Annotated in this window: 21 protein-coding genes and 1 pseudogene; 2 read left to right on the top strand and 20 right to left on the bottom strand. The window is 58.4% G+C overall.

The genetic code is table 11. From position 1 onward, the window contains the following. Positions 1-358 (top strand): calcium-binding protein (locus tag LR948_RS14560; protein ID WP_232754803.1); only part of this gene is annotated, 358 nt, incomplete at its 5' end. Positions 359-435: 77 nt separating this feature from the next. Beyond that, positions 436-1656 (top strand): annotated as a pseudogene (locus LR948_RS14555) (IS3 family transposase). Between the two features lie 46 nt (positions 1657-1702). Here the strand turns inward: LR948_RS14555 and LR948_RS14550 are convergent. The 20 genes from LR948_RS14550 to ahcY all read right to left on the bottom strand — a co-directional run bounded on the left by LR948_RS14550 (position 1703) and on the right by ahcY (position 22891). Further along, positions 1703-2953, bottom strand: a complete 1251-nt coding sequence (locus LR948_RS14550; protein WP_232754802.1) for a glycosyltransferase family 4 protein — start codon at positions 2951-2953, stop codon at positions 1703-1705. A gap of 9 nt (positions 2954-2962) precedes the next feature. Continuing rightward, the gene (locus LR948_RS14545; RefSeq protein WP_232754801.1) at positions 2963-4129 is read right to left on the bottom strand and encodes a glycosyltransferase family 4 protein; all 1167 of its coding nucleotides are present in this window, start codon (positions 4127-4129) and stop codon (positions 2963-2965) included. Further along, entirely contained in the window at positions 4126-5409 is a 1284-nt protein-coding gene (locus LR948_RS14540; RefSeq protein WP_232754800.1) for a hypothetical protein, read from the bottom strand. The genes LR948_RS14545 and LR948_RS14540 overlap by 4 nt, the downstream gene beginning before the upstream one ends. An 83-nt stretch (positions 5410-5492) precedes the next feature. After that, positions 5493-6755: a lipopolysaccharide biosynthesis protein gene (locus tag LR948_RS14535; RefSeq protein WP_232754799.1), complete on the bottom strand. Its 1263-nt coding sequence runs from the start codon at positions 6753-6755 to the stop codon at positions 5493-5495. A gap of 39 nt (positions 6756-6794) precedes the next feature. Then, positions 6795-7583 (bottom strand): sugar transferase, encoded by a 789-nt coding sequence (locus LR948_RS14530; protein ID WP_232754798.1) that lies wholly within the window; start codon positions 7581-7583, stop codon positions 6795-6797. After that, positions 7573-8499, bottom strand: coding sequence for a transketolase family protein (locus LR948_RS14525; protein ID WP_232754797.1), 927 nt, complete (start codon positions 8497-8499; stop codon positions 7573-7575). The genes LR948_RS14530 and LR948_RS14525 overlap by 11 nt, the downstream gene beginning before the upstream one ends. Beyond that, on the bottom strand, positions 8492-9349 hold the full coding sequence (locus LR948_RS14520; RefSeq protein ID WP_232754796.1) for a transketolase: 858 nt from the start codon (positions 9347-9349) through the stop codon (positions 8492-8494). The genes LR948_RS14525 and LR948_RS14520 overlap by 8 nt, the downstream gene beginning before the upstream one ends. 32 nt (positions 9350-9381) lie before the next feature. After that, complete coding sequence (locus LR948_RS14515; protein ID WP_232754795.1) at positions 9382-10140, bottom strand: class I SAM-dependent methyltransferase; 759 nt, start codon at positions 10138-10140, stop codon at positions 9382-9384. 3 nt (positions 10141-10143) lie between these two features. Beyond that, the gene (locus LR948_RS14510; protein WP_232754794.1) at positions 10144-11292 is read right to left on the bottom strand and encodes a DegT/DnrJ/EryC1/StrS aminotransferase family protein; all 1149 of its coding nucleotides are present in this window, start codon (positions 11290-11292) and stop codon (positions 10144-10146) included. Then, a complete protein-coding gene (locus tag LR948_RS19020; protein WP_370634973.1) occupies positions 11289-11765 on the bottom strand; it encodes a GNAT family N-acetyltransferase in 477 nt (158 codons plus the stop codon). Before LR948_RS19020 ends, LR948_RS14510 begins: the two co-directional genes overlap by 4 nt. A 92-nt stretch (positions 11766-11857) precedes the next feature. Then, entirely contained in the window at positions 11858-12949 is a 1092-nt protein-coding gene (gene wecB, locus LR948_RS14505) for a non-hydrolyzing UDP-N-acetylglucosamine 2-epimerase (protein WP_232754793.1), read from the bottom strand. 27 nt (positions 12950-12976) lie between these two features. After that, a complete protein-coding gene (gene wecB / locus LR948_RS14500) occupies positions 12977-14095 on the bottom strand; it encodes a non-hydrolyzing UDP-N-acetylglucosamine 2-epimerase (protein ID WP_232754792.1) in 1119 nt (372 codons plus the stop codon). 14 nt (positions 14096-14109) lie between these two features. Further along, the gene (locus LR948_RS14495) at positions 14110-15231 is read right to left on the bottom strand and encodes an NAD-dependent epimerase/dehydratase family protein (RefSeq protein ID WP_232754791.1); all 1122 of its coding nucleotides are present in this window, start codon (positions 15229-15231) and stop codon (positions 14110-14112) included. After that, on the bottom strand, positions 15228-16262 hold the full coding sequence (locus LR948_RS14490; protein ID WP_232754790.1) for a polysaccharide biosynthesis protein: 1035 nt from the start codon (positions 16260-16262) through the stop codon (positions 15228-15230). The genes LR948_RS14495 and LR948_RS14490 overlap by 4 nt, the downstream gene beginning before the upstream one ends. 4 nt (positions 16263-16266) lie before the next feature. After that, entirely contained in the window at positions 16267-17385 is a 1119-nt protein-coding gene (locus LR948_RS14485; protein WP_232754789.1) for a DegT/DnrJ/EryC1/StrS aminotransferase family protein, read from the bottom strand. Between the two features lies 1 nt (position 17386). After that, positions 17387-18010 (bottom strand): acyltransferase, encoded by a 624-nt coding sequence (locus LR948_RS14480; protein WP_232754788.1) that lies wholly within the window; start codon positions 18008-18010, stop codon positions 17387-17389. Then, a complete protein-coding gene (locus LR948_RS14475) occupies positions 18007-18954 on the bottom strand; it encodes a Gfo/Idh/MocA family protein (RefSeq protein WP_232754787.1) in 948 nt (315 codons plus the stop codon). The genes LR948_RS14480 and LR948_RS14475 overlap by 4 nt, the downstream gene beginning before the upstream one ends. A gap of 11 nt (positions 18955-18965) precedes the next feature. Beyond that, positions 18966-20258: a nucleotide sugar dehydrogenase gene (locus LR948_RS14470; RefSeq protein ID WP_232754786.1), complete on the bottom strand. Its 1293-nt coding sequence runs from the start codon at positions 20256-20258 to the stop codon at positions 18966-18968. A 39-nt stretch (positions 20259-20297) separates the two neighbouring features. Further along, positions 20298-21482, bottom strand: coding sequence for a methionine adenosyltransferase (gene metK, locus LR948_RS14465; protein ID WP_232754785.1), 1185 nt, complete (start codon positions 21480-21482; stop codon positions 20298-20300). A gap of 17 nt (positions 21483-21499) precedes the next feature. Beyond that, positions 21500-22891, bottom strand: a complete 1392-nt coding sequence (gene ahcY / locus LR948_RS14460; RefSeq protein WP_232754784.1) for an adenosylhomocysteinase — start codon at positions 22889-22891, stop codon at positions 21500-21502. Positions 22892-22896: the final 5 nt, after the last annotated feature.

The following is a 22896-nucleotide window of genomic DNA, read 5'->3' as shown; positions in this document are numbered from 1 at the left end:
GGTCGACGTCCGATTGAACATCGCGGGTTACGCGCATGGTGGGGACGCGGCAGGCGATCTGCTGCTGGAGTTTGAGAACCTGATCGGCTCGGACCACGACGACTTCCTCTTCGGCGACGCTGGCAACAACGTGATCGAGGGCGGGAGTGGCAATGATTTCCTCCAAGGCCTTGCCGGAGACGACACTATCCATGGCGGAGCTGGAATCGACCGCGCGCTCTTAGACGGACCGCGGTCCGACTATTCCGTGACGGATTTCGGCGGCGGAAAGCGAATCGTAAACCTCACAACCTTCGAAGACGACCGCATCTTCGACGTCGAACACCTCACATTTCTTGACACGACGCTATCATTCTAGCCGATGGCTTGGAGTGCCCCCACTGGAGTGGTCCGCTCACTGGGATAGAAAGATCCCACCTTTGAGAGGACCAGAGAATGGCTGGGAAGCGAGAAAAGCCCGAAGACATCGTCTTGAAGCTGCGCCAGGTCGAGGTGCTGCAAGGCCAAGGTCTGTCGGTAGGCGATGCGGCGCGCCAGGTCGGCATCAAGCAGCAGGGCTACTACCGTTGGCGCAGGCAGTATGGCGGCATGAGCCGTGATTAGCTGAAGCGGCTCAAGGAGCTTGAGGCGGAGAACCAGCGGCGCCGGCGTGCTGTCTCCGACCTGACCCTCGACAAGATGATCCTGAGCGAAGCGGTGCGGGGAGTGAGGGCCGTCTCGGAAAAGGTCCGGGGGACCGTTTCAGGTCCGAACGGGCGGAGCCCCTAGGCCCCTCGCGCCGACGTAAGTGCATCGACCACTTGCGGCAGACGCTTGGCGGCGAGCCTTTGTCCGACATTGGTCCGAGGACGATGGCGAGCGAGCGCCGCGCTTAGCCCGCACGCTCGGACAGCATCGCTCCACCCGAGCTGGAAGGTGCCGCAGGGGCGGGCGGACGAAGCGCAGCTGACGGCGGATATCATCGAGCTGGTGCGACAGTATGGCCGCTACGGATATCGCCCTATCACGGCGCTGCTGAACCAGGCTGGCTGGCAGGTGAAACGCAAGCGGGTCGAGCGCATTTGGCGACACTGGGGGCTGAAGGTCCCGCAGAAACAGAAGAAGCGAGGCCGTCTCTGGCTCAACGACGGGTCCTGCGTTTGCCTGCGGCCCGAGCGTCCCAACCATGTCTGGTCCTACGGCTTCGTCCAGAACCGCACGCATGACGGTCGCGCCTACCGCATCCTAAATATCATCGATGAGTTCACGAACGAGGCGCTGATGATCCGCATCGACAGGAAGCTCAACTCAACCGACGTGGTCGATGCCCTGACTGACCTGTTCATCCTGCGCGGGCCGCCCAAGTTCATTCGGTCCGACGATGGCCCCGAGTTTGTCGCGCTCAAGGTACGGGAGTGGAGCGAGGCAGTGGGGGCGAAGACTGCTTACATCGAACCCGGCTTCCCGCGGGAGAACGGCTACTGCGAGAGTTTCAACGCCCGGCTCCGCAACGAGCTGCTTGAAAGGGAGGTCTTCCACTCGTTCCGCGAGGCTCAGATCCTCATCGAGCGATGGCGCCGTCACTACAACGCAACCCGACCTCACAGCGCCCTGGGCTACAGGCCACCAGTCCCGGAGAGCGTCGTGGCCGCCGACCGGCGGCCTGCGATGCACTAGCAATTAACGTCGACCACGCGGTTGGGGCAGATCAGAAGCAGGTTAACTATTTCCATCGTACGCTATCGAGCAGCGCCTCGGTCCGTTGGCCGCCGACCTCGAGAGAGATCTCGCGTTGGTAGAAGTCGGCACCGGTCCGGCCCATCCGGATCCGGTCTTCGGCAGGCAATGCATACAGCTTGCGGATCGCAGCGGCCATCGCCTCTGGGTTCTCGGGCGGACAGCCTAACCCGGCGCCTGCCTGTTCAATTAGTGCAGCGGCGTCCCCGGCCACTGCCATTAGTGTCGGCCGCCCGGAAGCTAGCGCCACCTGCGTCTTGCCCGGGATCGTCGCCGCAAAGAACGGCAGATCGCGCAGATGTACCAGCAGCACGTCAGACAGCGCGTTGATCCCCGCCATCTCCCAGTACTGGCGCCGCCCTAGGAAAAGCACGTTCTCGGCCCCCAACTCCCTTTTCAGCGCCTTCAGCCTGTCCTCCTCGTGGCCGGTGCCGGCGAGGACAATTTGGATCTCAGGCCTGTCGCGCAGCAGGGCGGCGGCGCGGACCACCGTCTCCAGCCCCTGCATCGGGCCCAGGTTTCCAGCATAGACCACGTTGAACCGCCCCGCGAGACCCAACTCGCGCGCCATTTCGGGGTTCGGTTTGGTGGGATTGAACGCCTTTTCGTCGGTCCAGTTGTATATCACGTGCACCTTTTCCGCGGGCACGCCGCGCGCAACCAGCATATCCTTGAACCCCGGCGACAGCACGGTGATCGCGGCGGCATGGCGATAGGCCACGTTGCACCAGGCGTGAATCGCGCGTTCCAAAAGGTCGCGGGTCCGGCCCGGCCCTACCATGCCCGATTCCATCACTGTTTCCGGCCACATGTCGGCGATGTGATAGACAAACGGGACCCGCCGGAAAAGTTTTAGCGACATCGCCGCCAGGCCGATCGTAGGCGGTGGATGATAGACATAGCCGACGTCCGCGTCGCCAATTCCGGCTGTGCCGATTGTCGCGGCGCTGGCCGCGAAAGAGGTAAAGTTGAGGATTCGCCCCCGAGCTGAATTATCATGGCTGGGATAAAGCGGAACCCGCAGGACCGGCACCCCGTCCATGGTCTGGCGCTGCCATGGACGGATCTTGTACCCGTCATAGACCTTGCCGCCGGGATAATTGGGAAAGCCAGTCAAAACCTTTACGTCGTGACCACGTGCCTGCAACCATTTGGCAAGCGGCAGCCCCTTCGTCGCACCTGGCTCTGGGTCAAACCATTGTGAAAGCAAAATTATACGCATGATGTCGAAAAGCAAAAGACCGGACTAGCACAGCCTTTTATAGCCCTCTGATAGTTTGGAGAACTCTGAGTCCCAGTTGAATTTTTTTTGCAACGCTTTCCGTCCGTTTTGGCCAAGTTGGCGGGTGCGCGCCGGATCGGCTGCCAGTGCCCGAATTTCGCGCGCAACGGCAGCTGGGTCCTCGGAGTCGATGATGATCCCGCACTGCGCTTCGGTTACGATTTCGGATACATAGCGGGCATATTTCGACACCAGCACCGGCAGTCCCGCGGCCATGTAGTCGAACAGTTTATGCGGCAACCCGTAGGCATTTGTCTCAGAGCCGGATTGGAAGAAAACGATGCCTAAGTGCGAAGAGGTGAGTTTGCAGGTCAGTTCCTCGTAGGGCAACCAGTCTATCACTTCGAGTCGGTCGTCTAGCCCTTCATCCACGATCATGTCGCGAAACGCTGTATTGGACATGTTCGTAATTGTGCCGACAAGGGTGAAGGGCGTACTGGCATCTAGGTAGTCGCGTGCACAGGCCAAGATAACATTGCTGCCGCGTTCTTCGGCCATCAGACCTACGTGGATGATCCGGAAGGGAGCGCCCGTGCAGCCCTCCCTTTCGGTTTGCTGGTCCGCGTTTTGGTCGGCGGACATGCGGTCCATGCGAGCGGCGACGTCCAGAACGGCGAAGTTCTCGGCGGAAATGATCCTGTCTGGAAGGTTTGGAAAGTCCCGACGGATATGGCGGTTGGCAACCACGATCAGGTCGGTGCGCGGCGCGAGCAGACGGTAGAGCATGCGCAGGCTGCCGATGGTCAGTGGCGAAAGGACCCGTGGCATGCGGGTTTCGGCGAACATGGACGGGTAGAACTCGTGCACGTCAAACACCACCCGCGTGTTCGACACCAGCTTGAGCGCTAGCGCGACGATCCAGGAATCAAGTTCGTTGGCGTGGATGATGTCGGGTCGCAGACGGCGTGCGGTAAAAAACAGCTTGGGAAAATTGCGAAATCGACCGATAAGCCCGGGGCGCCGCGTGTAAGTCGATATGTGCACGCCGTCCTTGTCCAGTTCCTCCGCATTATCGTCGGGACACAGGTGGATCACTTCATAGCCTTCAGCAGCGAGCCAGACTGCTTCCTTCTGGAAGACGCGTTTGTCGAATTTTGGATGGGCGGAGGACAGGAAAAGAACCTTGGTCATGCAGTATACGGTGCTCCGGGTAAAGGGTTTTGCGACAAACGTGGAGTAGGTGTTTTCTTTGGCAGCAGGGTGATTAGCATCATGCTGATCGCGATGCCGTTGCTGATCAGCCCGGTGTGGACCGGAACATTCGAAAAGACCAGCCCCGCAGGCAACACCGTGAAGGCGACGAGAGTCATGTCACGACCGCGCGCCAGGGAGTCGATCAGCCACAGTACCAAGGCCATTTGTAATGACGAGAAGATCATTCCGAGATAGCCCAGATTGACATAGCCATCCGCCAAAAAGTTTGCGTTGGCATTATTGCGCGCTTCGTATTGCGTAATATAGTCACCGACACGCCGGGAATAAGACAGGTCGAAATCCGACTGAATAATTCCGGACAGAAAGCTGTCAGCATACAATAGTATTGGCTGCGCACCGAAGAATTCCATGTAGACGGACGTCAGGTATCCGTTGTTTTGGAATATCCTAAAATGCGTTAGCCAGCTGGTGACTGGTCCCGCCCCAAGCAAGATGTCGACGAAATACGGAATCGTGATGAACCCGATGACGATCACGAAGGCCAAGTTCAGCGCGATACCGTCGATCGATAGGCGGAGGCGCTGCGCATATCGGGTTGAAGCGGCGAACAGCAAAACGATGATCGTCGTGAAGAAGACCGTTTTATGGGTGGAGACAGCAAAGGCCACGAAGGCTATCATTACAGCCATGCCAATATAGACCGGTCTGCGTGTCTGAAAGCCGTAAACGGCTAGGAATGGTGCGAGCGCCACGCCCATCCAGTTGGTGGCGTAGACATTGATCCTGCTGAAACTGCCATCGTTGACCGCGTCGCGCAGTTCGAGCCTTTTTTCATAGACATCGAAAAACGAGACATTGGCGAAGGCGGTCGGGTTGGTCAGCACCAAGTAGGTCGGCCCGAAGATGACTAGCACCCAAATGATGCCCCAACCTATCTGCGACTGGTATCTTAGAGGCTTAATGCTTGTCGTGGGCACCAAATAGGCAAAGTAGATAATGAAGAAGCAGAGTACGCAAAATAGTGCGCGGAAATGCCGGACAAGGATCGACATTTCGTGGTCTGCTACGAGAAAAAAGCTGATTGGAATGAGGTTCGAAAAGTACAGAAAGATATAAATGGATTTTGATGGACGGTCGCTTCGCGAGATCCAAAGCAGAGGTATTAACGCGTAAAGATAGCCCAGTGCGATGTCGGGCAGAATTGACATCAGATCGATTTGAGGCAAACGCAATGTGAGGCTGAATACTGAGTTCATGATCAGCTGATTGTAGCTGAGAGCCAATATCCAATAGGCGACAGTCACAAAGAGCCATAGCTTAATTTTGTCGGGAGATTTAGTCATCTTAGGGGCGGGGCCCGGTAAAATTTCTCATTGATCACAATGACAGTCACGCCGTACGCCAAATAGGCAATTGCGGCCGGGATCACGATGGTGGATACGGTTTGCAAGTAATTCAATCCAAGCTGCTCGACCAGGACCAAGGCCCCGATCAATAGAAGTAAACGTGCGCCATTAAAAAACAGGCTAACGTCGGCCCGTCGCAGTATGTTGAGGCTGGTTGACAGAGGCAAGACTACCGTCATCGCTGCAATGAGTGGAGCGAACCGTTGGGCTGTTAGCCCGGCAACTGCCCATTTATCCCCAAAGATCAAGTTAAACAGTGGTTCACTGAAGAAATGCAGAACGCCCCCCGCGAAGATTCCGAGCACAGATAATAGCCCTAGCGCTTGCCAGAATAACCGTCGGGCCTGAACCACTTTGATCTCCAAAAGCGCCCGATAGGTACCGGTGAAGATATCGCCTAGGGCTTTCTGGATTAGGCCGATTGGTGCATAGATGATCGCCAACGTGAAGCTGATGAACCCGACTTCGAGCAGCGAAAAGTTCTGCGCGACGATCAGCGTCGGCAACGAAACATTAAGCATGTTAAGGAAGGTGCCGGCGGCGCGCATAGCCGCGTAGGACCGGAAATCCACGGCCATGCGCAGAATAGGTCCACGTCGTGGCCACAGGCACCACAGAGACCGGGAACATCGAGAAATTACGAACCCCGCCATCGCGCAGCGGCTGAACATTTCCGCCATCACCAGTCCCAACGTCGTGGGTAGCAGCACGCCGCCCGCAATTTGTCCTATCGAGCGTCCTCCTCCAAGCGCAAGATGCGATCCTGCCAGGACGCGGTATCGTTGGTCGCGTATGATCCGCTGCTGAAAAGTGAAGCCCGCTGCAATGGCCGCGGATTGAATGAGGATTGGGCCGATCGTCCAGTAGGGCATCTCACCGTAGCCCAGCAGGTCATTAATGATAACCACATAAATCAACGCAGCAAGAGGAACGAAAGTGAGCATGATGATGCCCAGAACCAGGCGCACAATGTCATCGGCGTTTTCATCTGTGTTTGCCGCGATCACTGCGTCCACATATCCAAGATGCATGACCACCGTGAGGATGTTGGACATCGTTACCATCAGCCCCAGCACGCCAAAAGCCGTTTCGTCGAAAAGCCTCGCGGCGATGGGCAGCGTCACCAGCACCATAAGCTGTGCGGCGGCAGCCGCTCCGCCGGTCTGCAGAACGGTGGCGAACCGGGTGTAGATCATGGCCGTCGCCGCAGCGGGGGCACAGGCGGGGTCGACCTGTCAGACGCCAAAGTAGCGTTCGCCGGTTTCCACTTCGTCTGCCCCGGGGGGCGGGACAGCGGGCAGGTCGTCATCGCGACGGCAAACGGCAATCAGGTCTGGATCGGCCTCGCCGCGTTCCAGCAGAGCCACCACGCCCGCGATGGCGCTCGGCTTGTCGAAGATTGCCAACAAAGTCAGCCAGCAGATGCGGATATCCATCGCGAGCGTCATGTTGGCAATGTACCAAAGGGCAAGCCGGTTTTTCCAAGGCCGGATGATTTGGTTGTAGAGCAGGTCGGGATTTTTGGCTCCGTCGAGTATGTCGCCTTCATCCGAGAACACAATAGAGGACAGGTCCGTGATGCCGGGCCGGACCGACAGGATCGTCATTTCCGTTTTTGTATATAGCTCGACGCCCCAGGCCCAGGTGTTTGGGCGCGGGCCGACCGCGGACATGTCGCCAATAAGCACGTTGATGAATTGTGACAACTCGTCGATCTTAAACTTGCGGATGAACCTGCCGATTTTGGTCACGCGGGTATCGTGGGTGCCAGTGGAATTCACCCCGGTGCTTTCGGCCCGCACGATCATCGACCGGACCTTGATCATCGTGAAGTTTCCGCCTCCCCGTGCGATCCGGCGTGCAAGATAGAAGGGCGAATAGCGATCCTGCAGCCAGACCAGCAGAATCGATACCAGCAGGATCGGCCCTGCCAGCGTCAGTGCGACTAGCGCCACGAAGAGGTCGAACACCCGTTTGAGCGTATAGGCTCTGCGCTCACCGACGCGAAGGGACTTATCCGTCACGACAAAGCGCCTTTCGCAGCGTGGCGACGACGGCGGCCGCGTCCATGCCGTACTCGGCGCGCAGGAAATTCTGGTCGCCCACAACGCTGGGATATATGTCGTGCAACCCCATTCGGCGGAAGAAGCCGGGCGCGCAGCCTGCCTCCAGCAGGGTTTCAGCCACCACGCCTCCAAGCCCGCCGATGATGGAATGTTCCTCCAGCGTCACGATGCCTCCGGTGTCACGAGCCGCACCTGTGACTTCTTCGGTGTCCAGTGGCTTGAGCGTGTGAATGCCCACGACGCGCAGTTCGATGCCTTCCCGGGCCAGGATCTCGGCGGCTTGCAGCGCCTCCGATAGAATCCCGCCGACGCAGATGACCGTGGCGTCCGCGCCCTCGCGCACACGGCGTGCTCGGCCCAGTGAGATCGACCCGGGATCGGGCGCAAGTCCCGCCGCGCCCTTGTCAATGCGCATGTACTTAGGCCCGGGAGTAGCGGGCAGTTGGCGTGCCAGTTCTTCGGCTTCCCACGGGTCTGTGGGCGCTATCACGGTCATATTTGGCAGCGCGCGCAGGATTGCGAGATCTTCGGTCGCGAAATGCGACACACCCAGCTGACCATAGGAAAATCCGCCTCCAATGCTGACCACGGTGACATCGGCATCGTGGTAGCACACGTCGTTGCGGATCTGTTCGAGGCAGCGCAGCGTGGTGAAGTTGGCGATCGAATATGTAAATACCCGGTAGCCTTCCATCGCAAGCCCGCATGCCATCGCCGTCATGTTCTGTTCGGCCACACCTGCATTTATGAATTGGTTCGGAAAACGTTGTGAATATTCGGTCAGCACGCCGAACCCAAGATCGCCCGTGATCAGCATTACGGACGGGTCCTCGGCCGCCTGTCGGGTCAGTTCTTTGAGAAAAGCGTCACGCATCGGCCTGACCTTTCCTGTCCATGGCCGCAAGATGTTCAAGCTCGGCGGCAGCATCCTCATATTCCTGGCCCTGGGCATTGCGGTAATGCCAAAGGACTGAATCTTCCATGAAGCTCACGCCTTTGCCTTTGGTGGTGTGGCAGATCACGACGCCCGGAGCGGGAGCCGCATTGGCGTTCCCGAAGGCGGCAAACAGTGCCTCGTGATCGTGGCCGTCGCATTCCTCCACGTGCCAGCCGAACGCACGCCACTTGTCCGCGAAAGGTTCCAGCGCAAGCGTTTCGGAAACCGGCGCCAACGACTGGATCTTGTTGTAATCCACCGCCACGGTGAGGTTCGACAGTTTGTGATGGGCGCCGAACAGGATCGCCTCCCAGTTCGAACCTTCATCACATTCCCCGTCCGACAGCAATGCATAGACCCGGTGGGTTTTCTTCTGGCGTAGCGCGGCCATCGCCATGCCCACCGCCACGCCCAACCCGTGTCCCAGCGACCCGGTCGAGAGTTCGACGCCCGGCACGCCTTTGTGGCTGACGTGGCCCGAAAACACCGACCCGTTCTGGTAATGATCCGTCAGCCGGGTTGGCTCGAAGAATCCAAATTCCGCCAGTGTCGCATAGACGGCCGCGCCGGCATGCCCCTTCGATAGAATGAAACGGTCGCGTGTCGGGGATTTTGCGTAGGCCGGATCATAGGTCATCAAGTGGCCATAGATCACCGTCACTATGTCGGTCATCGACAGGGCCGACCCGACATGAGAGCTCTTGCCCTTGCTGGTCATGTCCAGCACGTGGCGGCGCACGCGGTGCGCGACCTCACGCACGGCATCGAAATCGGGACTGTTGTTCAAGGGTTTTGTTCCTTTCGCCTGTACGGCCGGGGTCAGTCGAGAACCGCGAAACCGATATAGGGGTCGAATTCGACCCGCTCGATCCGAAGCGAGCGTTTGGAATGGGCCTCGAGCATGGCCAGCGTTTCGCCCGGCCATAGCGGATTGTCCAATTCGTCGAAGGCAAGCACAGCGCCCTTGGGCATGCGGGGCAACAAGTACTCCAGCGCCACCCTGGTCGGCTCGTAAAGATCGAAATCCATGAACAGCACCGAAACCAAAACGTGCGGATTGTCCTCAACAAATTGCGGGATCGTCGTGGTCGCGTCGCCGCGGATGAGGTTCACCTTGTTAACGTGACCGATGAACCGGGTGCTGTCGTAGACGTCGATTAATTCAGACAGTTCGTCATGCACGTCGGCCCTCAGGTCGCCTTCCTTGACATGCATGGAGCTGGCAGAGCGGTCTTTTTCGCTCACGCCAGGGAAACCTTCGAATGTGTCGAAGCCATAAATCCGCCGCGTCAGATTGACCGGTTCGAGAATTGCGGAGAATTTCGCCCAGCTCATGAGGCCAAACCCGTGGTTCACTCCGCATTCCACGATCGAGCCTTTCACCTGCAGGGTTCGCTTGAAGATTTCGTAGAGCGCGAGAAAACGGGTCAGGTTTTGTCGACGGACGTATTTCGGAAAATTCTCCATTTTGGTTTCCCAGGGCGACGGGTTCGCCTCGAAAATGGCCCGGTTGCGCGGACCCTCCTGAGCTTCGGCGTCGGTGCGCAGCCCGCCTGCGACGTTGATAGGGTTAGACATGGCTCAAGCCTCCTGGCCCTGGTAGAATTGTATGATCGTGTCGCAGACGTGGTGCACGTCGTCGTCTGATAGCATGTGGTGCAGGGGTAACATCATGAAATGCTTCGAAAAATCTTCTGCGAACGGGGCGTCGCTGCGCATCTCTAGATCGTCGAATTGATGCAGCATCCAGCCGCCCCATTGCAATATTGTGCCTACGCCATGATCTGCGAGATACGTCCGTAGATTGTCTCGGTCCTCAGCCCAGATCTCGTAGTTCTGGAAAATGTCGAACCGACGTGGATCGCTGTCGGGAGCTGGCGGCAAGCGCAGCGAATTAAGGTTATTCAGCCGGTCCTGGTAGATCGCCGCGATGGCGCGGCGCCGCGTGATGGCCTCGTCGTAGTGGGCGAGCTTCACGTTGAGCACCGCGGCCTGGAGATTGTCGAGCCGCCCGTTGTGGCCCCACAGAGTAACCTTGCCCCGTGGGTTGCGACCGTGATCGCGCATCTGGCGGATCAGGGCGGCGGCCTCGTCGCTGTTGGTCACGACCGCGCCGCCATCGCCGAACGATCCAAGCGTCTTGGCTGGAAAGAAGCTGTAGGAGCCGACCTTGCCGAATAACCCCGCAGGCGTGCCGTTGAACCGCGCGCCCATCGCTTGGCAACTGTCCTCGACCATCTCCAACGAATGGTTCTCGCATATCGCCATCAAACGTTCCATGTCGCAGGTGCGCCCGTTCAACTGGGTCGGCATGATCGCCTTCGTACGGTCGGAAATCATCCGCTCGGCGCTGTCGGGATCCATCATACTGTCGGGCAAGCAGTCGCATACTACCGGGTCGGCACCGACGTGATGCACGGCTGCCGCGGTGGCTACGAAGGTGTGAGAGGACAAGATCACCTCGTCTCCGGGTCCCACGCCGGCTGCACGCAGAGCAAAGACCAGCGCCGCGGTGCCGTCGGCGACACCTATGGCGTGTTTGCAGCCCAAGTAGGAAGCGAGGTTCGCCTCGAATTCGGCCAGGTCCTTCTGCATAATGTAGGCGCCGCGTCGTAAAACGTCCTGCACGGTGCTGTCATAGACTTCGGACCGTTCCGCATATAGCGCGGGGTAGTTGAAAAAGGGGACGTTCTTCATTTGAATTTTCAATTCCTTCTCGTCAACGATCATTTCAGCGCCGCGCGTGGATCCGGTCGCGTTAGCCGATAGGCGCTCAACGCGCCAATTCCAAGTCTGGGGATACGGGCCCCACTGCCGACCCAATCAAAACCGGCTTTTTCTACCACGGCGCAGGAGGCCACGTTGGTGGCCTCGGTCAAGTACCAGAAAGCTCGCCCAGGGCGGGCCAACCGGCGCACAGCCTCGATCAAAGCGCGTTGCGCCAAGCCCCGGCCGCGGGCGTCCGGTTCGGTATGGGTTGCGCCAATCTGCAAGTCATCAGCCGCCATGAAGGGAAAGCGGAAGTACCGTGGGAAGATGCAGCTAACATGCAGTGGCCTGCCGCTGTCGTCATCCAAGCAGAGCGCGCTGTAATCTGGATTTGCAAAAATGCCCAGACGGTGAAAAGCAATGTAGGCTAGGTGCGCGCGACCAATGAAAATGTCTGGTCCCGGAGGCGCATCTCCTGGCCGCCAGAGCCGCACCTGTGACGTGAGCGCACCGTCTGGAGGCACGCCCAACGTGTCCGGGTTGGAACAGCGGTAAAACCGCACCACCGCGTCGGCACCTGGCGATGTCACAATTCATCCAGCAGGATTGCAGCGATGCGTTCCGCGGCGTCGCCCGATCCGTAAGGCGTGGCTTCGGTGTCGCCGGTGCGACCGGTCATCGCGTCGGCAGCGGCCAGGATATGGGCGGGGCTGTTCGGTGGGCAAAGAGTCGCCCAATTCAGATCCACCAATTCGCCCCATTCGGTTTCGTCGCGCAGGATCACCGCGGGCGTGCCGTGGAAGTAGGCTTCCTTCTGAACCCCACCCGAATCCGTCAGCACCAGCGACGCGGCTTGTAGCAGCGAGATCATGTCGACGAAGCCGACCGGGGCGATAATCGTTAGCCCAAGCGTCATCTCGTCGAACTTCCCGCCCGCCTCCAGCATCTTGCGCAGGCGCGGATGGATCGGCAAAACGACAGGTCGGTCGGCGGCCAGCTGGCGGAGGGCGTCGAGAATCGCTTCCAGCCGGTCCGGAGCATCGGTGTTTTCTTGGCGGTGGACGGTCACCAGCACGAAATTGTCCAGCGTCTGGTGGACCCTGTCCAGAATCGTACCCACACGGCTTGCCGTCTGCCCGGCGTAGAACAGCGCGGCATCGTACATAATGTCACCGACAAAGTGCACACCGTCCTCCAGCCCTTCGCGCGCAAGATTCAGAGCCGCTTTGTGCGACGGGGTAAGCAGGAACCGCGACAAATGATCGGTGAGCACGCGGTTGACCTCTTCGGGCATCCTGCGATTGTAGGATCTCAATCCGGCTTCGACATGGGCGACGGGGATATGCAGTTTAGCCGCCGCCAGCGATCCTGCCAGTGTCGAGTTGGTGTCGCCGTAAACAAGCACACAATCGGGTCTTTCATCGATCAGGACGGTTTCGATTCCCTCTAGCTGTCGCCCGGTCATCGCGCCTTGGTTTCCGCCGCCGACACCCAAATTGTATTTCGGCCGCGGGATGTTCATTTCGCTGAAGAACACGTCAGACATGCCGTGATCGTAATGCTGGCCTGTGTGCAGGATAATTTCCTCCAGCCCCTGGTAGTCGGCGAGCACACGCGACAGCATCGCAGCCTTGATGAACTGGGGTCGGGCGCCGACGATTGTGATGATCTTCTTCATGGCAGGAGGCCTTTCAGAGCTTGCACCTCAGAACCGGCGGATACCGTCCCAGTCGTTGGACAGATGCGCAGTGCCAATCAACAGGGCGGCCACGCGTTCGGAGGTGTTGGTAATGCAGTAATCACTGGGCACGGGGTTTGCGCCGGTGTCGTGTCCAGAGAAAAGCTGCGTCGCCAGCGCCACGCCATTTACAATTGCCGCGCGGTTGACACCGGTCATCACAATACAGCCTGTGTCTAACCCTTCGGGTCGTTCGATCGCATCGCGTGGCGTGATTGCGGGAAACCCCAGAATGGACGCCTCTTCGGCGATGGTGCCGCTGTCGGAAATGGAGCAGAAGGCCTGCATCTGAAGGTGGTTATAATCGTAGAATCCGAACGGTTTCAGAAACTGGATCCGGTCATCCGAAGTCGCACCGGTCTGTTCCATCCGCTTGCGAGTGCGCGGATGGGTTGACACGATCACCGGCATGTCATGCAACTTCGCCAGTTCGCCAAGCGCGTCGATCAGCGTTTGAAGACGTCCTGGATGGTCGACATTTTCTTCGCGGTGCAGCGAAACGATGAAATAGTCGCGCGCGGTCAGTTGCAATTTTCGCAGGATGTTTGAAGCAGCGATCTCGGCGCGATGGTATTCCAGAACTTCGCGCATCGGGCTGCCAGTCAGGTAAATGCGGCGATGCTCCAGCCCTTCGGAGAGCAGGTGTCGCCGGGCATGTTCGGTATAGACCAAGTTAAAATCGGCGATGTGATCGACAAGACGGCGATTGGTCTCCTCGGGGACGTTGCGGTCATAAGAACGGTTACCCGCCTCCATGTGATATACGGGGATCTTGAGCCGCCGCGCCATGATCGCAGAAATCGCCGAGTTCGTATCGCCAAGGATTAGCACCGCGTCGGGTTTTTCCTGAACCAGCACTTTTTCGGTCTGCGTCAGGATCGCACCTAGCGTTTCCCCCAGCGACCCGCCGCCGACGCCTAGGAAATGATCGGGTTTGCGCACGCTGAGCTCTTCGAAAAAGACCTCGTTAAGTTCGTAGTCCCAGTTCTGTCCGGTATGCACGACCACGTGGTCGGTGCAGGCGTCAAGCCGCGCCATCACTCGGCTGAGGCGGATTATCTCGGGCCGGGTGCCGAGTATGGTCATCACCTTTGTCTTTGTCATGACAGGACCTTGTCTGCAAACGTGTCGGGGTGTTGCGGGTCAAACAGGTCATGGGTCCAGAACAGCGTCAACAGCTGCCCGCTACCAACATTCTCGATCGAATGGGTGTATAGGGTTGGCATGTCCACGGGGGCCGGTGCGTCGCCGGTGACGTGGTAATTTTGGACCGTGCCATCCAGCACCCGTCGCATCCGGATCACCGCCTCGCCCTGAACGACGAGAAACCGTTCCACCTTAGACAGGTGAAAATGGTCACCGCGGGTGATTCCGGGATGGGTGGTGGATAGGAAGGTTTGCCCGCCTCCCCCTTTTACCGCCTCGAAAAGCGTGCCTCGAGAATCGGTGTTCATCTTGAGCGGGCGCGGCCAACTGTCTGGATAGGTAGCCGCACGGTAGGTGTTAAAAAGCGCCACATCAAAATCATCGGTTAGCGCCGGATAGATGTTGGCTACGTAGCCGTCGTGGAATACCAGCAGCCGCGCGTAAAGGTCGGGAACCGACATTGCGCGGCCAGCGGGAAACTCCTGCCCGGTCCGTCCTGCCAGCGCTGCGTCAATCGCGATGTCGACCGCAGCGCCCGCATGCAACAGGTTGACCCGGCCGTCGGGGGTGATGTCGGGGGTGATGTCCTTGAGAACCCGGTCGATCAGCGTGGCAGTGACGTTGTTGTAAAAGGGCCGTGCGCCTTCGCCGAAGATATGCGGCAGCACTAGGTCGGTAAAACCGCAATCCGACGAGGCGAGTATCCTCGCGGCAGCGGCCTTGCCGCGCCCGTAAGGCGTATCGCCCGCGGCATGGACTGAATTGGCATAGACTACGTGCGGCGTGGCCGCTACCGCCTGGCAGGCCGTGACGAGCCGTTGAGCAATGGCCGGGTTAGCAGCCTCGACCTCTGCCGGATCACCGCGATTGACACCGGCGAAATGCAGCACGATGTCGGCCCCTGTCAGCGCCGCTTGCAGAGTTGCGTCGGTTTCGAAACCCGCTCGGTCGAGGCGAAGAAGCTCAAAGGGCGCGGTCGCGTCTCTGAAGCGGGCGGCGCAGTTGGCGGCATGCAGGTGCGCGCTGGCATGAAACCCTAGCAGGCCGCCTGCCCCAGTAACGACGATCCGTTTCATCGGCGCTCCTTCCAGAGTGCGAGGTCGGATTGAATTTCCGGCAGGCTCTGCAGAAGGGCCATCACCTCCTTCACTCCCAGTCGCTCAGTGTTGTGCGAATGGTAATCTTCGAAGGCTGCGGTGTGACTGTCGCCCTCGCTCGTGTACGCTTGGTAGTCCAGATCTCGCTCATCCATCAGGATTCGGATGAAATCACCTATGTCCTCAGACTGGGCCTGTTCCTGGGCGCTGGCCAGAGTTTCATAGAGTTTTTCGCCATGGCGCCAGCCGATAACCTCAACCGGGTGATCGGGCACCCCAAACAGACCTTTGAGCGCTTCGACCAGATCAGCAATAGTCGAGGCTGCCGCCTTCTTGATGAATAAATCCCCCTGACGAGCGTTCTCGAAGGCAAAAAGGACCAACGCCACACTGTCGCGCAAAGGCATCAGAAATCGGGTCATCGAGGGTTCGGTGATAGTGATCGGGCGACCAGATTTGATCTGGCGGATGAACAAAGGAATGACCGAGCCGCGCGAATACATAACATTGCCATACCGCACTGAGCTAATCGTGGTCTTGGCATCTGCGCCGATTTCGCGCGCGGCGGCCTGAGCCGCCTTCTCCATGATCGCCTTCGACATGCCCATAGTGTTGATAGGGAAGACCGCCTTGTCGGTCGAAAGACACACTAGATTGTCGACCTCAGCCCCTATGGCCGAGCGGATCACGTTTTCCGAGCCGATCACATTAGTCTTGATCGCCTCCATAGGGAAAAACTCACATGACGGCACCTGTTTCAGGGCGGCCGCGTGAAAGACCGAACCTACCCCAAGCATCGCGCGGTCCAAGCTGTCGCGGTCGCGAATGTCGCCAATTAAAAAGCGCACGCGCCCGTCGCGCAAATCATTGCGGAGCGCATCCTGTTTTTCCTCGTCGCGGCTGAAGACCCTGACTTCAGGCGCACCTCTTTTTAGAAGCGCACGCAGCATAGTCTTGCCGAAGGAGCCAGTACCTCCGGTGATAAGGATAGGTTTGTCAAGGCTTTTCATTGGTTCAGCTCTCAATCGTCAGGGCGGCGATGACACGGGATCGGTCATCCACACTTTGATAAGGGTGCATTGGTATTGAAAAGACGCGTCGGGCTGCTGCCTCGCTGGCGGGCAGGCCAGCCGGATCGCGCGGAAACTCGACATAGGCGCCTTGAGTGTGCAAGGGGCGCGGGTAATAGACAACGGTCGGGATTTTCTTAGCCTTGAGCGAATTCATGATTCGATCCCGCGCCGCGCCATCTTCGGCACCAAGTGTGTATTGCGCCCAGATCGAACGATAGCCTTCGGGCACATGGGGCGTGACAAAGCAATCATACAGCGCGGCGGTATAAGCCTCAGCTACGCGCTGGCGAGCCTTGATCTCGTCATCATAGATCGCGAGCTTTTCTATCAGGATAGCGGCCTGAAGCGTATCCAGCCTTGAGTTCATCCCGATCCGCACGTTGTCGTACTTCTCGGTGCTTTTGCCGTGGATCCGCAAGCTGTCCAAAAGGGCCGCCGTTTCAGCGTCGTCCGTAAATAAAGCCCCTCCATCGCCATAACAACCCAGAGGTTTCGCCGGAAAAAAGCTGGTCGTAGTGATATCAGCGAATGTGCCGGTCATTTGCGCGTTGATCATCCCGCCAAAGCCCTGTGCGCTGTCGCCGATCAGGCTTAGTCCCTCGTCGTTGGCAATCGCCTGCAGCGCCGGGTAGTCCGCCGGCAGACCGAATAGATCAACCGGGACAACGACCGCCGGCCTTAGGCCTAGCTCGCGGGCATGGGCAATGGCGCGGTCTAGGCTGGCCGGGTCCATATTGTAGGTGGTTGGGTCGATATCGACGAAGACCGGGGTGGCCCCCATGCATGGCACGACCTCGGCTGTGGCTGCAAAGGTGAAAGATGGCACGAAGACCGCATCCCCAGTCCGGATCCCGAGAGCCATCAGTGCCAGCTGCAACGCATCGGTCCCGTTGGCACAAGCGATGCAATGTTTCGCGCCGCAGAACGCGGCAAGCTTTTCTTCTAGCTCGCGGACCTCCGGTCCCATGATGTATTTTCCGTGATCCAGAACGGAAGCGATTCGGGCGTCGAGCCGGTCTCGGATACGTGCCTGCTGTGCGGCGAGATCGATGAATTGCATGTTAGTCTTCCAGCATCCGCAATGAGCCGTCATTTAGAAAATACCGTTCGCCAGTTCGCGGACAGATCAGGTTATCATCAAGACGATCTCCGGATCGCCCCACCCATCCGACGCGTCGGGCCGGCACGCCTGCCATCAGCGCGTAATCAGGTACGTCCTTTGTGACCACGGCACCTGCTGCGATCATGCAATAAGCGCCCAGAGTGTTTCCGCAAACGATCGTGGCATTGGCTCCAATCGTGGCGCCTCGCTTGACTATTGTACGTCCAAACTCACTCTTGCGTTCCACATGAGCGCGCGGCGTGAGAACATTTGTAAATACGCATGACGGGCCACAGAAGACATCGTCTTCGAGCGTAACACCTTTATAAAGTGCGACATTGTTTTGGATTTTGCACGCCTTGCCGATACGAACATCAGGACCCGCCATTACGTTCTGGCCGAGAATAGATCCGGTGCCGATAGTAGTGTTGGAAAGAACATGCACAAAGTGCCAGAGCTTCACTCCGGCTCCAATTTTTGCGCCTGCATCCACCCATGCGCTTAGGTGAACAAAAGCCTCAGTGGAGATTTCCGCGCCATCTGCGATACCGGGGTGATTAATATTTTTCTGCGCTTCGCTCATCTCAGGATTTTCTTAATTTCGGGATGTTGCTCACCACGGCCGGGCTCGATTGGTGCGTCACGGATATGGCTGACGACCTCGATCGAGGGACGTACCACTTCCAAGCCATACCCATTGCCCTCCAGAATGTTTTGATAGCTCGCGGTGTGGAGATCCGTGAAGCCGCCTGAAAACTCGATTTCCTCGCCCTCCACGGTAATCGAGCGGTGCGTACTTTGACCTGGCGGAGTATGATCCGGCAGATGATCGCGATTTATGGACAGGATCCAGCGCACGCGTGCTTGAGAAAATTCAAGGTATCCCGCTGCCGCATCCGGGCCCCGAAAATGCACAATATTTTCGCGGATCGGGCCGAACACAAAGCTCAACATGTCGTAGAAATGCACGCCGATGTTCGTTGCAATGCCTCCCGATTTATGATCGAAGCCCTTCCAACTTGCATAATACCAGGCACCACGGGATGTGAAATATCCAAGGTCGACATCATAGACTTTATCAGTAGGGCCATTCGCGATCTTGTTGCGTAGCGCGATAATTGAATGATGAAGTCGCAGCTGCAGGATCGAGTTGATCGTCCGCCCTGTTTCTTTCTCAAGATCGGCCAGATCGTCAAGATCTTCAGGATTCAAAACCAGAGGCTTTTCGCAGATGGCATCGGCGCCGCTACGGAGGGCGAAGGACATATGCGATTTGTGTAAATAGTTTGGCGAGCAAATGCCAATATGGCCGATGCCCTGACCAGCATGGCGCAATGCGTGCACATGTGCTTCGAAACGTTCAAACTCTGTGAAGAAGGCAGCGTCAGGGAAGTGACTATCCATAACGCCGACGCTATCGTTTATATCGTAGGCAACAGCGAGGTTGCCGCCAACATCATGAATAGCTTTGAGGTGGCGGGGCGCGATATAGCCGGCCGCGCCGATGAGGGCGAATTGCTGCTTCATTTGTTCTTTCCTCAGGCTCGGACTATGGCGCCATCACCGCGAAATTTCCCGCGCGTGTCGACAAGAATGCGGGCATTTGCCCGGATCATTTCATAGTCAATGTCCGAATGGTCAGTGAGGATAAGCACGGCGTCGAAATCGGTCACTACTTCTGGTGTAAGGTTCACTGAAATCAAATCAAAGGAATGCTCTCGCATTTCGGGGAAAACCGGTACGTTCGGATCAGAATATTGCACTTCTGCACCCCAATCGCGAAGAAGCTCCATCACAAATACCGAAGGACTTTCGCGCATATCATCCACGTCTCTCTTGTAGGCGATGCCCAAGGCAAGTATTTTCGCACCTTGAAGGCTTTTGCCATTTTCGTTAAGTGCTCGTATGGTCTTGTCAACAACGTATTGTGGCATTGCCGCATTAATTTCTCCCGCAAGCTCAATGAAGCGTGTATGCAGGCCAAACTCTCGAGCTTTCCAAGTGAGATAAAAGGGATCAATTGGTATGCAGTGGCCACCAATTCCAGGGCCAGGATAATATGCTGTGAAGCCAAATGGCTTTGTTTTGGCTGCATCAATAATTTCAAATATATCGAGGCCCATCGCATCAGCTACGATTTTCATTTCATTTGCAAGTCCAATATTAACGGACCTGTGAATGTTCTCAAGTAGTTTTACCATCTCTGCTGCATCTGTCGAGCTTACCGGAACAATCTTATCGATGAATGTTCCATAAAATTCCTCGGCTAAGGCAAGACAGGAGGCTGTGTGTCCGCCGGCGACTTTAGGTATAGATCGCGTATTGAATTGGGAATTCCCTGGGTCTTCTCTTTCTGGAGAGTATACTAGAAAAAAGTTTATGCCGATCTCGAGTCCAGATTTCTCTATGTACGGCATTAACACCTGTTTTGTCGTTCCCGGCCATGTAGTGCTCTCTAGGCTTAGCATCTGTTGAGCGCGTAGATGTGGCGCTATGCTCGCCATTGTCGAGATCACGAAGCTGAGATCCGGCTCTCGGTATTGGTTTAATGGCGTCGGAACGCAGATAATTAAAACATCGCATTCACTGGCGCGAGAAAAGTTAGTGGTTGCCTCAAATCCTCTAGCCCGAAGTTCATTTATATCCTTGCCAGTAATATGCTTAATCGGGCTTTTCCCGTCGTTCAGTAGTTGAACGCGCTCAGGCACTATGTCGAAGCCAATAATTGAATATCCCGCGGTTGCAGCGGAAATAGCGAGTGGGATCCCAACATATCCCATCCCGAGAATACCGACCTTGGCGCTGCGATCAGAAATTTTCGTTTTCAACACTTCATCTAGCCTTGTCGATTGAGTTTCATGCGTGATGCATCAACTGTTAAGAAGTTCCCTGAGGGCATCAGAGATATCCGTCCGCTCCCAGGAGAAACCGCCGTCGGCCTCGGGCGTGCGCCCGAAATGCCCATAAGCCGCGGTGCGCTCGTATATTGGCTTGTTGAGCTCGAGATGCGTGCGGATGCCGCGCGGCGTGAGGTCCATGACCTTCGGGATCGCCCGCTCGATCGCCGCTGCATCCACCTCGCCGGTGCCGAACGTATCGCAATAGATCGACAGGGGTTTCGCGACGCCGATCGCATAGGACAGCTGGATCGTGCAGCGCTCCGCCAGGCCCGCCGCCACGACGTTCTTCGCAAGGTAGCGCGCCGCATAGGCCGCCGAACGGTCCACCTTGGTCGGATCCTTGCCCGAGAACGCGCCGCCGCCATGCGGGGCCGCGCCGCCATAGGTGTCCACGATTATCTTGCGCCCAGTGAGGCCCGCATCGCCGTCGGGGCCCCCGATCACGAAGGTCCCCGTCGGGTTCACCCACCATTCGGTGGAGGCGTCGATCCAGCCCTCGGGCAGGATTTCGCGGATATAGGGCTCCACGATGGCGCGGATGTCCTCCGAGGTCTGGCTCTCGTACGCATGCTGGGTGGAGAGCACGATCTGCGTCACCCCGACAGGCTTGCCATTCTCGTAGCGCACCGAAAGCTGCGACTTTGCGTCGGGCCGCAAAAGCGGCTCCGCGCCCGATTTGCGCACCTTGGCGAGCCGTTTCAGGATCGCATGGCTGAACAGGATCGGCGCGGGCATCAGCGCGTCGGTCTCGTTCGTCGCATAGCCGAACATGATGCCCTGGTCGCCCGCGCCCTCGTCGCCGCGCTCTCCGGTCACACCCTGCGCGATATGGGCCGATTGCTCGTGCAGAAGGTTCGTGATCTCGCAGGTGTTCCAGTGGAACTTATCCTGCTCGTAGCCGATATCCCGGATGCAGGCGCGGGCGATGTCGGGGATGCGATCCATGTATTCGGACAGCTTGGCCTGATCGGTCAGCCCGATCTCGCCGCCGATCACGACGCGGTCGGTGGTCGCGAAGGTCTCGCAAGCGACGCGCGCCAGCGGGTCCTCTGCCAGAAGCGCATCGAGGATCGCGTCCGAAATCCGGTCGCACACCTTGTCGGGGTGCCCCTCCGAAACCGATTCGGAGGTGAAGATATAGTCGTTGCGGGACATATTGATGCTTTCAAAATTCAGTAGCGGTAATGCTCGGGTTTGAAGGGCCCTTCGGGCGCCACGCCGATATAGGCCGCCTGGTCGGGGCTGAGCTGCGTCAGCTTCACGCCGATCCGGCCGAGGTGCAGCCGCGCGACCTTCTCGTCGAGATGCTTGGGCAGGATGTAGACCTGGTTCTCGTAGTCATCGCCGTTCTTCCAGAGCTCGATCTGCGCCAGCACCTGGTTGGTGAAGGAGGCCGACATCACGAAGGACGGGTGGCCCGTGGCGTTGCCGAGGTTCAGAAGACGGCCCTCGGACAGCAGGATGATGCGCGAGCCCGAGGGCATCTCGATCATGTCCACCTGGTCCTTGATGTTGGTCCACTTGTGGTTCTTCAGGTTGGCGACCTGGATCTCGTTGTCGAAGTGGCCGATGTTGCCGACAATCGCCATGTCCTTCATCTCGCGCATGTGCTCGATGCGGATGACGTCCTTGTTGCCGGTGGTGGTGATGAAGATGTCGGCGCTGCCGACCACCTCTTCGAGAAGCACCACCTCGAAGCCGTCCATGGCCGCCTGCAGGGCGCAGATCGGGTCGGCCTCGGTGACCTTCACCCGCGCGCCGGCCCCGGCGAGCGAAGCGGCCGAGCCCTTGCCCACGTCGCCGTAGCCGCAGACCACGGCGACCTTGCCGGCCATCATCGTGTCGGTGGCGCGGCGGATGCCGTCGACCAGGCTTTCCTTGCAGCCGTACTTGTTGTCGAACTTCGACTTGGTGACGCTGTCGTTCACGTTGATCGCCGGGAAGGGCAGCTGCTTGTCGCGCATCAGCTGGTAGAGGCGGTTCACGCCGGTCGTGGTCTCTTCGGAGACGCCGCGGATCTGGTCGCGGACCTTGGTGAACCAGCCCGGGCTTTGGGCCATGCGCTTCTTGATCTGGGCGAAGACCACCTCTTCTTCCTCGGAGGTCGGCGCGGCGATCAGCTCGCTCTCGCCGGCCTCGACGCGCGCGCCGAGCAGCACGTAGAGCGTCGCATCCCCGCCGTCGTCGAGGATCATGTTCGGCCCGTCCTCGAACTGTAAGGAGCGGTCGAGGTAATCCCAGTGCTCCTCGAGCGTCTGGCCCTTGATCGCGAAGACCGGGGTGCCGCCCTTGGCGATGGCCGCCGCGGCGTGATCCTGTGTCGAGAAGATGTTGCAGGAGGCCCAGCGCACATCCGCGCCCAGCGCCACCAGCGTCTCGATCAGCACGGCGGTCTGGATGGTCATATGCAGCGAGCCGACGATGCGCGCGCCCTTGAGCGGCTGGCTCTCGCCGAACTCCTCGCGGCAGGCCATGAGGCCCGGCATTTCCGTCTCGGCGATGTCGAGTTCCTTGCGCCCGTACTCCGCGAGCGCGATGTCCTTCACGATGTAGTCTTTGGTCAATTCAA

Source organism: Roseivivax sp. GX 12232, assembly GCF_021272185.1.
Lineage (GTDB): Bacteria > Pseudomonadota > Alphaproteobacteria > Rhodobacterales > Rhodobacteraceae > Roseivivax.
The sequence above is the reverse complement of the archived record's forward strand: the minus strand, read 5'-3'. Positions and strand labels throughout refer to the sequence as shown.